The sequence below is a fragment of the Clostridium sp. DJ247 genome (assembly GCF_014231265.1).
The window spans coordinates 1-12757 of record NZ_JABAIW010000002.1 but is presented as its reverse complement, the minus strand read 5'-3'; the positions used below and the strand labels follow the sequence as shown (position 1 = coordinate 12757).

Annotated in this window: 11 protein-coding genes; all 11 read left to right on the top strand. The window is 31.2% G+C overall.

Annotated features, from left to right (window positions below; translation table 11 throughout):
• Positions 1-10: 10 nt before the first annotated feature.
• The 11 genes from dapG to HGI79_RS00950 all read left to right on the top strand — a co-directional run bounded on the left by dapG (position 11) and on the right by HGI79_RS00950 (position 12474).
• Positions 11-1219 (top strand): aspartate kinase, encoded by a 1209-nt coding sequence (gene dapG / locus HGI79_RS01000; protein ID WP_185648860.1) that lies wholly within the window; start codon positions 11-13, stop codon positions 1217-1219.
• Between the two features lie 65 nt (positions 1220-1284).
• On the top strand, positions 1285-1992 hold the full coding sequence (locus HGI79_RS00995; RefSeq protein ID WP_185648859.1) for a ClpP family protease: 708 nt from the start codon (positions 1285-1287) through the stop codon (positions 1990-1992).
• Between the two features lie 154 nt (positions 1993-2146).
• The gene (locus HGI79_RS00990; RefSeq protein WP_185648858.1) at positions 2147-4426 is read left to right on the top strand and encodes a DNA translocase FtsK; all 2280 of its coding nucleotides are present in this window, start codon (positions 2147-2149) and stop codon (positions 4424-4426) included.
• A 105-nt stretch (positions 4427-4531) separates the two neighbouring features.
• Positions 4532-5872: a 30S ribosomal protein S12 methylthiotransferase RimO gene (rimO, locus tag HGI79_RS00985; protein WP_185648857.1), complete on the top strand. Its 1341-nt coding sequence runs from the start codon at positions 4532-4534 to the stop codon at positions 5870-5872.
• Positions 5856-6443 carry a CDP-diacylglycerol--glycerol-3-phosphate 3-phosphatidyltransferase gene (gene pgsA, locus HGI79_RS00980; RefSeq protein ID WP_185648856.1) on the top strand — a complete coding sequence of 196 codons (588 nt, stop codon included), beginning with the start codon at positions 5856-5858 and terminating at the stop codon, positions 6441-6443. Before rimO ends, pgsA begins: the two co-directional genes overlap by 17 nt.
• Positions 6444-6615: 172 nt before the next feature.
• Positions 6616-7668, top strand: a complete 1053-nt coding sequence (recA, locus tag HGI79_RS00975; RefSeq protein ID WP_395939491.1) for a recombinase RecA — start codon at positions 6616-6618, stop codon at positions 7666-7668.
• 202 nt (positions 7669-7870) lie between these two features.
• Positions 7871-9439 (top strand): ribonuclease Y, encoded by a 1569-nt coding sequence (gene rny / locus HGI79_RS00970; RefSeq protein WP_185648854.1) that lies wholly within the window; start codon positions 7871-7873, stop codon positions 9437-9439.
• 151 nt (positions 9440-9590) lie between these two features.
• On the top strand, positions 9591-9851 hold the full coding sequence (gene spoVS / locus HGI79_RS00965) for a stage V sporulation protein SpoVS (RefSeq protein WP_012101836.1): 261 nt from the start codon (positions 9591-9593) through the stop codon (positions 9849-9851).
• Between the two features lie 133 nt (positions 9852-9984).
• Positions 9985-10851 (top strand): decaprenyl-phosphate phosphoribosyltransferase, encoded by an 867-nt coding sequence (locus HGI79_RS00960; RefSeq protein WP_185648853.1) that lies wholly within the window; start codon positions 9985-9987, stop codon positions 10849-10851.
• Positions 10852-10867: 16 nt separating this feature from the next.
• Positions 10868-12121 (top strand): hypothetical protein, encoded by a 1254-nt coding sequence (locus HGI79_RS00955; RefSeq protein ID WP_185648852.1) that lies wholly within the window; start codon positions 10868-10870, stop codon positions 12119-12121.
• Positions 12118-12474 carry an EamA family transporter gene (locus HGI79_RS00950; RefSeq protein WP_185648851.1) on the top strand — a complete coding sequence of 119 codons (357 nt, stop codon included), beginning with the start codon at positions 12118-12120 and terminating at the stop codon, positions 12472-12474. Before HGI79_RS00955 ends, HGI79_RS00950 begins: the two co-directional genes overlap by 4 nt.
• The last annotated feature ends 283 nt before the right edge of the window (positions 12475-12757 follow it).

Here is a 12757-nt window from a genome sequence, read left to right as displayed (position 1 = left end):
GAGGGTAAAAATGAAAATATTAGTACAAAAATTTGGAGGAACTTCTGTTTCAAGTGCTGAGAGACGTAAACTTGTTATTGAAAAGGTGTTAAAAGCAAAAGAAAAAGGTTTTTCACCAGTGGTGGTAGTGTCAGCTATGGGAAGAAAAGGACAGCCTTATGCAACAGATAGCCTTCTGTCCTTAGTAAGTGATGATTTTAAGAAAAACAATACTTTAGGACTAGACCTACTTATGAGTTGCGGAGAAATAATAAGCACCGTAGTGATTAGTGATGAAATGATAAAATATAATCTTCAAGGAATTCCTTTAACAGGGGGACAAGCTGGAATTATAACAGATGATAATTATAACAATGCTTCTATTATAAAGGTAGATTCAGGTAAATTAATAAACATAATAAAAGAAGGAAAAATTCCTGTTGTTGCAGGTTTTCAAGGAATAAGTGAAAAGGGGTTTATAACTACTCTAGGAAGAGGTGGAAGTGATGTAACAGCATCTCTTTTAGGAGCTGCTTTAAATGCTGATGAGGTTGAAATTTACACAGATGTAGATGGAATTATGACTGCTGACCCAAGAATAGTATCGGATGCCTCTCTAATAGAAGAAATAAGTTACAATGAGGTTTTCCAACTGGCAGATCAAGGGGCTAAAGTAATACATCCACGAGCAGTAGAAATAGCAATGAAAGCAAATGTTCCTCTTGCAATTAAAAACACATTTAATAATTGTAAAGGAACTATAGTAAGCAATAGTATACATTCTTCTGACAACATTGTCACAGGAATAACTTTCATGGATGAAAGAATACAAATTACAGTTGAACTAAAAAATAATAAGGATAACGAGAATTATAAAGTATTATTAAATAAATTAGCTGATAACTTCATAAGCATTGATTTAATAAATGTATTTCCTAACCAAAAAATATTTACTATAGGAATAAATGATATAAAAAAGCTTAATGTAGTGATGGAAAATCTAAATTTAGTTTATTCAAGTATAGAGAATTGTACAAAGATTTCTATCATAGGAAATCGTATGAGAGGAATACCAGGAGTAATGGCTAGAATACTAAATGCTTTAGCAAAAGAAAATATTCAAATACTACAAACTGCAGATTCTCATACTACAATTTGGTGTCTTGTAGAGAGTAAAAATCAAGAAGCAGCTATCAATGCCCTGCATGAAGAGTTTAAATTAGGTGGGGAAAGTAATTAAAAGTAATTAAATGTATACGCAGCCTCTTTAATGCATAGAATAACCCTATGCAAGGAGGGATTACTATGCTAGAAGATAAAGACAATGCAGAAAATAAAGATAACAAAGAGTTGGAAAATATAAAAGAGTTGGGAACTCAAAATATTCCTAAAGGCAAAGATAGAATTCAAATACTTCCTATAATTGGTCAGGTAGAAGGTCATGTGGTTGCACCACCCCAAACTAAAACAACTAGATATGAACATGTTATACCTTTATTAGTATCCATTGAAAATGATTCTAATGTTGAAGGTGTATTGGCTATACTGAATACCGTTGGAGGTGACGTAGAGGCAGGTCTTGCTATATCGGAAATGATAAATAGTTTAAGCAAACCTACAGTTTCATTAGTAATTGGGGGAGGTCATTCCATTGGAGTACCACTTGCCACATCTGCAGATTATTCTTTTATATCACCTTCTGCTACTATGATTGTTCACCCTATAAGGATGAATGGACTTGTAATTGGAGTTCCTCAAACCTTTGAATATTTTAATAAAATGCAAGAAAGAATAATTGAATTTATAGTTAGAACTTCAAAAACCCATAGAGATAGCTTAAGGGAAATGATGGCTCAAACTAATGAGCTCCTAAATGATATGGGAACAATTTTAATCGGGAAGCAGGCAGTAGATGCTGGGCTAATCGATGAAGTTGGTGGCATAAGTCAAGCCTTAGCAAAGTTAGAGGAGCTTATAGGGGAAAAGAATAAAGCAAAGCAAAAACAGCCATAGGAAGTTTCCTATGGTAATTTATATTTATTAACTATTAAGAGGAAATATATTTAGGAGGAAATATATTTAGTTTGTAGAATAACTTATAGGTATATATTTAATAACTATGTAAAACAAGATAATGTTATTATAGTAAAATGGAGGTGATGTAGGCATGGGTAGAAAAGTTAAAAAGGACGAGTTTAACAGAGACATAAAAGGAATCCTATTAGTTACATTAGGAATATTAATGATTATTAGTGTTTTTTCAACCTCATCTTCTGGTATTATTGGTAGATTTATTAGAAAAATATTAATAGCTGTCATGGGTATAGGAGCATATATATTTCCCGCATTAATAATTTTTACAGGTTTTTGTTTTATAGCTAAGAGAAATAAAATAAGCTTTAGTAAAAAATTTTACGGAATTCTTATTATTATTATAAATACACTTTTAACAATGCAAATGGTAATAATGCCACAATATCTAATACGAGAAAGTGTAAGCGATGGTGTTGCAGCTATATATGAATCAAATAAAGTTCTACATGGAGGGATAATAAGTTTTTTAATTGATTTACCCCTATATAAATTATTTGGTACAGCAGGATGTTATGTCATTTTTATGTCAGTATACATAATAGCTTTTATACTAATGAGCAGAATAACTTTATACGATGTAATAAGCAAATTTAAATATATACTAGAAGATACAGGTGCTGAAGAAGAAGATATTATTGATGAAGGAGCTAAGAATATACAACATATGCCTGCAGATAAGAGTGAAAAGGAAAGCTTCATAAAAAATATTAACAATAGGATAAAAATCTTAGATTTTATGAAATCTTCAGACAAGGAGAATAAGGAAGAAGTATCTAAGGAAGATAATAAATTAATAGAAATTAAGGAAGCTAAAGAAAATAAAAGTATTAAACGTGATATAGAAATTGAGTGTGCTTCTGATAAGGTAGAAGATGAAACTATAAATGAAGAGTTAGAAAAACAGATGAATTCAAGTAATATTAATACTAGTATACAATATAGCTTTCCAGCATCAGACTTATTAAAAGCTAATGTTCAATCTAAGCTAAATAGAGAAGATAAAAAAGAATTAATAAATAATGCTAATAAATTAGAAGATACTTTAAGTAGTTTCGGAGTTGAAGCAAAGGTTATTCAAGTTAGCAAAGGACCTTCTGTTACCAGGTTTGAACTACAGCCAAGCCCTGGTGTTAAAGTAAGTAAAATTGTAAATTTATCAGATGATATAGCGCTAGGTCTAGCTGCCTCTGGGGTGAGAATAGAAGCTCCTATACCAGGTAAAGCAGCAGTTGGGATAGAAGTTCCTAATAGGGAGCTAACTGCAGTATATTTAAGAGAAGTTATAGAGTCTCCTGAATTCACGGCATCAAACAAGAATTTGGCTTATTGCCTGGGAAAAGATATAGGTGGTAACTGTGTTGTTTCAGATCTTACAAAGATGCCTCATGTGCTTATAGCGGGAGCTACGGGTTCAGGAAAAAGTGTATGCATAAATACTCTTATAATAAGCTTGCTCTATAAGTATTCTCCAGAAAACGTAAAGCTGCTAATGATTGACCCTAAAGTTGTAGAATTGAGTGTATATAACGGTATACCACATTTGTTAATTCCGGTAGTTACAGATCCTAAGAAAGCTGCAGGAGCTTTAAATTGGGCAGTACAGGAGATGACAAGAAGATATAAGCTTTTTGCAGATAACGGAGCAAGGAACATAGAAGGATATAATGAACTATTGGAAAAAGGTAAGACAGAAAGCAAGCTTCCTTTTGTGGTTATAATTATTGATGAGTTAGCAGATTTAATGATGGTTTGTCCTAATGATATAGAGGATTATATAGGGCGTTTAGCTCAAATGGCTAGAGCTGCTGGTATGCACTTAGTTATTGCAACGCAAAGACCTTCTGTGGATGTTATTACAGGAGTAATTAAGGCCAATATTCCTTCGAGAATATCTTTTGCAGTATCAAGCCAAATTGATTCTAGAACTATACTTGACAGTACAGGAGCAGAAAAACTTCTTGGAAAAGGTGATATGTTGTTTTATCCTGTAGGAGAAGCAAAGCCTATAAGAATTCAAGGAGCTTTTATATCTGAAAGCGAAGTTGAAAATGTGGTTAACTTTATTAAACAAGGTGAAGGTGAAGCAACATATGAAAATGATATTATAGATCATATTGATACTAGTAGTAATGTTGAAAATACTGAAAGTGATGAGTTACTAGAAGAAGCGGTTAGAATAGCAATTGAAACAGGACAGGCATCTACGTCGCTGCTGCAGAGAAGACTTCGAATTGGATATAATAGAGCAGCTAGAATAATTGATCAAATGGAAGAGAGAGGAATAATATCAGCTAGAGATGGAAGTAAGCCTAGACAAGTACTTATAAATAGAGATTCTTACACTAAAAATTAAGGTTATAAAAAAATGTATATAAATTTATCTTGTAAAATACCAAAAGTAGATTTAAAATAATGTATGAGTTTTTATTATAACAATATACATTCAGGAGGAACAGTAGTGAATAAATTAAAAGTTGGACTAATAAGCTTAGGCTGTGACAAAAATAGAATAGATTCTGAAATCATTCTTAGTAATATAAACGTTAAAAATTCTATAGTAAATGATCCTAAGGAAGCAGATGTAATAATTGTTAACACCTGTGGATTTATTGAATCTTCCAAACAGGAGTCTATAGATACTATATTAGAAATGGCAAAATTTAAAAACAAATATAACTGTAAGGTCTTAGCAGTAACGGGTTGCTTAACGCAGAGATATGGAAAAGAACTTATGGAACTAATGCCAGAGATAGACATAATGCTTGGAGTTAATGATTACGGTAAGCTTAACGAAGCTATTGAAAAATGTATTGGTAATGAAGAGGATAAATTTTATAGTTGTAATTATAGTGACTCAGTTATAAATGAAGGAAAAAGAATCCTAACTACACAATCATCAACAGCGTATATAAGAATATCTGAAGGCTGTGATAACTTTTGTACATATTGCATAATCCCTAAGATAAGGGGAAAGTATAGAAGTAGAAATTTAGATAGTATATTAGATGAAGCTAAAAGTCTTGCAGAACAAGGTGTAAAGGAAGTTATACTAGTTGCACAGGATACCACAAGATATGGAATTGATATATACGGTAAAAAAATGCTGCCTGAATTAATTAGAAACATATCAGGGATTAAAGAAATTCAATGGATTAGAATACTATACTGTTATCCTGAAGAAATTACTGATGAACTAATAGCAGAGATATCAAACAATAAGAAAGTATGTAGTTATCTAGATATACCGATACAACATATAAGTAATAATATTTTAAAGCTTATGGGAAGAAGAGGACGAAAAGAAGAAATAATAGAAAACTTAAAAAAACTAAGATCCGGGGTAAAAGATATAGCTATAAGAACGTCTATAATAGTGGGATTCCCAGGTGAAAGTGAAGAAGATTTTAATGAGTTAAAGGACTTTATTAGAGAAGTAAGGTTTGATAAACTAGGTGTATTTAAATATTCTCAGGAAGAAGGTACACCTGCCGCTGAAATGGAAAACCAGATAGATGAAGAAACAAAAGAAAAAAGAGAAGAAGAATTGATGCTTCTTCAGCAAGATATATCTAAGCAAGTTAACTCTAGGAAATTAGGTAGAGTATATGAGGTGCTTGTAGAAGGTAAACAGGAAGATAGGTGGTTTGGAAGAAGCTATGAAATGTCACCTGATATAGATGGTCTAATATATTTTAAATGTAATAAAGATATACAAACTGGAACTATGGTATGTGTAAAAATAACCAGTAGCTCTGAATATGATTTAATAGGAGTTGTATGTGATGAACCTTGCCAATAAACTTACAATACTACGAATTTTATTAATTCCATTTTTTATACTCTTTATAACCATAAGGGATATCCCTTATGGCAAGCTTATAGCAATTGTTATATTTATTATTGCATCTATTACTGATACATTAGATGGGTATATAGCTAGAAGCAGAAACCAAATTACTAGATTCGGAAAATTTATGGATCCTCTTGCTGATAAATTGTTAGTTACGGCTGCTTTAATATCTTTAGTAGAGTTTCATATTATCCCAACTTGGGCAGCTATGATAATAATTGCAAGAGAATTCGCGGTAACTGGACTCAGAGCTGTAGCTGCTGCTGAAGGAATAGTTATAGCCGCCAGCGCTTGGGGAAAGGCAAAAACAATAACGCAAATAGTAGCAATTATATTAGCATTAATAAACTTAAATTATAACCGTGTATCATTAGGTGCTTTGAGAAGAAGTATTACATATCCACATAGCTATCTTAATATAGCTACTGAGATAGCTATGGCTATTGCTATAGCTGTTACTATAATTTCAGGCTTAGATTATTTTATAAAAAATAAAGAAGTTATGAGATCTGATAAGTAAGAAATATAGATAACATTGGTATTAAATTAATTAAACTTGTCTATAATTTAAATAATAGGTTCCTGGTATCAGGAACTTTTATTTTATATTCTGTTGACCGTTAAGACAATATGTTATATAATTATATTAGAACAAATGTTCGAGTAGAAAGGAAGTGATCCCTTTGGGGAATATAAATAGTGAAAAGTTAAAGGCCTTAGAAGCGGCATTAGGACAAATAGAAAAACAATTTGGAAAAGGTTCTATAATGAAACTTGGAGAAGACAGCATACTAAACGTTGATGCAATATCAACTGGATGTCTTGATTTAGATATAGCATTAGGTATAGGTGGAGTGCCAAGAGGAAGAGTTATAGAAATATTTGGTCCTGAATCTTCAGGTAAAACTACTGTTGCACTACATATTGTTGCTGAAGCGCAAAAAGCAGGCGGAACAGCAGCATTTATAGATGCAGAACATGCGTTGGATCCAGCGTATGCAAAGGCTTTAGGTGTAGATATAGAAAATTTAATAGTATCTCAACCGGATACAGGAGAACAAGCGTTAGAAATAGCTGAAGCCTTAGTTAGATCAGGAGCTGTAGATGCAATAGTTGTAGATTCAGTTGCAGCATTGGTTCCTAAGGCAGAAATTGAAGGCGAAATGGGCGATTCTCATGTAGGGCTTCAAGCAAGACTTATGTCACAGGCATTAAGAAAGTTAACTGGTTCCATTAATAAATCAAAATGTGTAGCTATATTTATAAATCAGTTAAGAGAAAAAGTTGGAATTATGTTTGGAAATCCAGAAACTACTCCTGGAGGAAGGGCACTTAAATTCTATGCATCTGTAAGAATGGATGTAAGAAGAATTGATTCTATAAAACAAGGTGACGAGGTTGTTGGTAATAGAACCAAAGTTAAAGTTACTAAGAATAAAGTGGCACCACCTTTTAAACAAGCAGAATTCGATATAATGTATAACCAAGGAATATCAAGAGAAGGAAATGTTCTTGATGTAGGGGTAAGAGAAGAGTTAGTACAGAAAAGTGGTGCATGGTTTTCGTATAACGATACTAGACTTGGACAAGGAAGAGAAAATGCTAAACAGTTCTTAAAAGAAAATTTAGAAGTTTTATATGAAATAGAGAGTAAAATTAGAGAAAAACATCAACTTCCATTAGTAAAATCTGCTGTAAATAATAAAGATTCTGAAGGTAAAAAAGAAGCTAGCATAGAAAGTTAGATGTATGATTTATCGCAAGTTTTTTAAAACTTGCGATTTTATATTATATTGTCATAAAAAATATATAGAACTCATATAAACTTGACAATACTTAAAATATAATATAAAATTAATACAAAATCTGGTTTATCATTTATTTAATAATTACCAATTGAATAAGTATGACACCTTTTCTATGCTTGCATATTTGATTCAATGATAGATGCATAATAACAGCAAAGGAGGTGCTCATGTGACTATCATAATTGAAATTATTATTGGTATAGTTATAGCAATTGGTTTGTTCGCTGAGTTTTATATTACAAGAAATAAATCAAATGCTATTAAATCGCAGGCTCTAGAAGAGTCTCATAGATTGAAGGAGGAGGCTGAAAGAGAGGCCGAATCTAAGAAGAAAGAAGCTATACTTGAGGCAAAAGAAGAAGTCCATAGGTTAAGAAGTGATGTTGAAAGAGAATCTAGAGACAGAAGAAATGAAATTCAAAGACTAGAAAGAAGATTGATTCAGAGAGAAGAAGTGCTAGACAAGAAAAATGACGCACTAGAAAAAAGAGAAGAAAATTTAAATAAAAGACAGCAAGAAATCGAACAATTGCAAGCAAGTGTAGAAGAATTATATGAAAAACAAAGAGAAGAACTTCAAAGATTATCAGGTTTGACATCTGAAGAAGCTAAGGAAATTTTATTGGAAGAAACTAGTAAAGAAATAAGACACGAAACCGCAATCATGATTAAAGAAGTAGAATCTAAGGCTAAAGAAGAAGCAGATAAGAGAGCACGTGAAATTATAACTTGTGCTATTCAAAGATGTGCAGCAGATCATGTAGCAGAGACTACAGTTCATGTTGTTTCCCTTCCTAACGATGAAATGAAAGGTAGAATAATTGGTAGAGAAGGTAGAAACATTAGAACACTAGAAACATTGACAGGTGTTGATTTAATCATAGACGATACACCGGAAGCAGTAATTCTTTCAGGGTTTGACCCAATAAGAAGAGAAGTTGCAAGAATAGCTTTGGAAAAACTGATCATTGATGGAAGAATTCATCCAGCAAGAATTGAAGAAATGGTTGAAAAGGCTAAAAAAGAAGTTGAAAATGATATAAAAGAAGAAGGAGAACAAGCAACTTTTGAAACTGGTGTTCATGGTCTACATTCAGAGTTAATCAAATTACTTGGTAGACTAAGATATAGAACTAGTTATGGTCAAAATGTACTTAAGCATTCTATTGAAGTCGCTTATTTAGCTGGTCTTATGGCTGCTGAACTGGGGATGGATCCTACCATAGCAACTAGAGCTGGATTACTTCATGACATAGGCAAAGCAGTTGATCATGAGGTTGAAGGTCCTCATGCAATAATAGGAGCAGAAGCTGCAAAAAAATATAGGGAATCTGCAATAGTGGTGAATGCAATAGGAGCTCATCATGGAGATGTTGAATTTCAATCTTTAGAAGCCGTACTTGTTCAGGCTGCAGATGCAATTTCTGCTGCAAGACCAGGAGCAAGAAGAGAGACCTTAGAGGCATACATTAAAAGATTAGAAAAGTTAGAAGAAATAGCAAACACATGTGAAGGTGTAGAGAAGTCTTATGCTATTCAAGCGGGAAGAGAACTTAGAATTATGATTAAACCAGAAGAACTTGATGATGCCGGTGCTGTTGAAATGGCAAGAAATATTGCAAAAAGAATAGAGAGTGAATTAGAGTATCCGGGTCAAATAAAAGTAAATGTCATTAGAGAAACTCGTGCAATTGAATATGCAAAATAATCAATTGCATATAAAAGAATAAATATTCCTTTTAAGTTTTGTAAAGGTTTCATATTTTACAGAATTTAAAAGGAATTTTTAATTTTTTGTAGAATACTATATTATAGTAATAATAACAAACAGAGTTAATATAATATATGGGAGGTTTATTATGGAAGTATTAAAAGTTTCAGCAAAATCTAGTCCAAATTCGGTGGCAGGAGCATTAGCAGGAGTTTTAAGAGAGAGAGGAGCAGCAGAAATACAAGCTATAGGTGCTGGTGCACTTAATCAAGCTATAAAAGCTGTTGCGATAGCTAGAGGGTTTGTTGCACCTAGCGGGATAGACCTAATATGTATTCCAGCATTTACTGATATTGAAATAGATGGCGAAGAAAGAACGGCAATTAAATTAATCGTACAGCCAAGATAACATAAAGGTGTAAATTTTTTTAAAAAAGGGCCTGAATTTAAATCAAGTCCTTTTTTTTATGTTGGAAATATGATAAATTAGATGATGTTAACTATATTAAAGTGATATTTTTTATAAATAAAGGAGATAAACAATGGACATAAGAGCAATAGTTGAATTAATGAGGCCTAAACAATGGATTAAAAATTTCTTTGTTTTCGCAGCAATAATTTTTTCTGGTAATTTTTTAAACGTAGAGATTTTTAAATTAAACATTATTACTTTCATTCTATTTTGTATAACATCATCATGTGTATATATAGTAAATGATATAGTGGATATAGAAAAAGATAAATGTCATCCTAGTAAGAAAAAAAGACCGTTACCTAGTGGACGTGTGTCAAAAGGTACAGCTATAGTTCTTGGTGTTATCATGTCTTTATTTGCACTATATTTCTCATACGCTATTCTAGATTTGAAGATATTATATATATTTGTATTATATGTAATAATAAATATATTTTACTCCTTTAAATTAAAGAATGTAGTTATAATTGATGTAATGATAATTACATTGGGATTTGTATTAAGAGTAGAAAGTGGCAGTCTTGCAACAGGTGTTCAAGTTTCTCCTTGGTTGTTTTTGTGTACCATACTTCTTTCGTTGTTTTTAGCGCTTAATAAAAGGAAAAGTGAAATAATAACTTTAGAAGATAGCAGTGGATCTCACAGAAAGATATTAGAAGAATATTCAGTACATATGTTAGATAAGATGCTTACTATAGTAACGCCATCTATACTCATGGCATACTGCCTTTATACTTTTAGCTCAGTACAAAGCAAGACCATGATCTTTACTATACCCTTTGTATTGTATGGAATCTTTAGATATGAATATCTAGTGGATAAGAAAAATGTGGGAGGGAAACCAGAAGATGTTTTTAGTAAAGATGTACCTTTTTTAATAAATATAATGCTGTGGGTGTTATCAGTTTTAGTAATAATATATCTAAAATTATAGAAAGGATAAAAATTATATGAAAAACAGAATTTTCAACATAGATAAGTATTATAAAGTCGTCATAACCTTAGGTATGATTGTATCTATACTCTGGATACTACTTGTAAATACACAACCCTTTTCGGATTTTAAATATTATTATGATCTAGCTGTAGATATTGCTAATGGATTACCTTGGGGAGACACATATACCTCTGTTGGGTATTCTATAGTACTAGGTGGTATTTTTAAGGTCTTTGGAGCTAGTCTTTTAAAAGCTAAGGCATTCAATGTTATACTTATATTTGTAGCGAATATATGTTTTTTATCTGTGCTTAATAATTTAAACATTAAAGATAAAGAAAAAAAGATTATTTTTACTCTATTTGTGTTCATGCCTAATAATATATTTTATAATAGTATTGTAGGAACAGAAATTTTATTTACAACAATAATGCTCTTTATAACTGCAATTTATTTTGGAGAAGTAAAATATAAGTATGTAATTATTGGATTTTTAGTAGGGTTAAATACAATGATAAAACCTTTTTTTATTGTATTTTCTTTTGCAATATTCTTACTAGAATTAATTAAAGAAAAACAATTAATAATACCACTTAAGAATGCGCTTATTATTTTATTTATGTGTATAATTGTCATTTCACCATGGATTTATAGAAACTCAAAGCTAATGGGACAAATTACATATGTGTCAAATAACGGAGGAATAGTTCTATACATAAATAATAATTCGCAAAATCATAAGGGAAGATGGATGGCAGCAGAGGATGTAGAAAATTCTTTGGTAAAAACTGAAGAATATAAACAGGCTAATATGACAGAAAAAAACAAGATGCTTAGTAAAGCTGCTAAAGAGTGGATTAAAAAACACCCTAGAGAATTTTTTGCTCTAGGAGGTAAGCGATTATTTAATACATATTTTGTTGGTGATGATGTACTTTATAGTACCCAGGGCTCAAGTTTAGATGAAAGTACAAAGGCATTGATTTTATATATTACAAGTAGTATAAGGAATATAATATTTGTACCTGCAATTATATATATACTTTTTTACAGTATTCTAATTTTAATAAGAATTTTTAAAAGAAGTACAGATAGGTTGGATAAATTTTCTCTGTATTCAGTGATACTATTTTTTATGTTTACATCTGTATATTTTATAACAGAAGGTCAAGGTAGATATGCTTTTCCTGAAATATTTATAATTACATATTTCTTTATTTGTTTTATAAAACTTATGGTATACATATATAAGGAGTTAAAATTATGATATATTTGATTTTAGTTTCAGTGTTTTTGGGGGCTATTGGACAAGTTTTAGTTAAATATGGGGCAGTAAACCTTCAATTGAATTTTGCGGTTGAGTACTTAATACCAAGTATATTGAGTATTTTGAAGAATGGTCCAGTAATGTGTGGAACTATATCTTATGGACTAAGTTTTCTTATATGGATAAAGGTTTTAAGTAAAGTAGAGTTAAGCTATGCATATCCTATGGTTAGTATAGGTTATGTGCTTACCATGTTTTTTTCTTATTTTTTATTCAAAGAAAATATTTCTCTCATAAGAATTACAGGGGTTGGATTTATAATAATTGGTGTAATTTTAGTAGCTAGAAGTTAACTAAAGTGATAACATATACATAATGAATAAAAAATTATTAATAAATTTGCAAAGATTTAATTTATAATATAATATTTTATATAGAGTTTTACATATAAAATATCTAGTAAAAACTTCATTTTAAGAGATGAAAAATAAAGTGAAACTTGAATCAGATGGGGTTTGTCTTACGACTCCGGGGCAGTTTCTTATAGCTGATTACCATGAGCAAACTGCCCGTTAAATGCCATTTAGGCATTTAACCCCCACCTGATTCTTAGTTGAACGAATCCAGGGACGTAGC

What these genes read in the sequence shown, in the direction of transcription:
- dapG (WP_185648860.1), top strand. Translation starts at nt 11, where the DNA reads ATGAAAATATTAGTACAAAAATTTGGAGGAACTTCTGTTTCAAGTGCT.
- HGI79_RS00995 (WP_185648859.1), top strand. Translation starts at nt 1,285, where the DNA reads ATGCTAGAAGATAAAGACAATGCAGAAAATAAAGATAACAAAGAGTTG.
- HGI79_RS00990 (WP_185648858.1), top strand. Translation starts at nt 2,147, where the DNA reads ATGGGTAGAAAAGTTAAAAAGGACGAGTTTAACAGAGACATAAAAGGA.
- pgsA (WP_185648856.1), top strand. Translation starts at nt 5,856, where the DNA reads ATGAACCTTGCCAATAAACTTACAATACTACGAATTTTATTAATTCCA.
- rny (WP_185648854.1), top strand. Translation starts at nt 7,871, where the DNA reads ATGCATAATAACAGCAAAGGAGGTGCTCATGTGACTATCATAATTGAA.
- spoVS (WP_012101836.1), top strand. Translation starts at nt 9,591, where the DNA reads ATGGAAGTATTAAAAGTTTCAGCAAAATCTAGTCCAAATTCGGTGGCA.
- HGI79_RS00960 (WP_185648853.1), top strand. Translation starts at nt 9,985, where the DNA reads ATGGACATAAGAGCAATAGTTGAATTAATGAGGCCTAAACAATGGATT.
- HGI79_RS00955 (WP_185648852.1), top strand. Translation starts at nt 10,868, where the DNA reads ATGAAAAACAGAATTTTCAACATAGATAAGTATTATAAAGTCGTCATA.
- HGI79_RS00950 (WP_185648851.1), top strand. Translation starts at nt 12,118, where the DNA reads ATGATATATTTGATTTTAGTTTCAGTGTTTTTGGGGGCTATTGGACAA.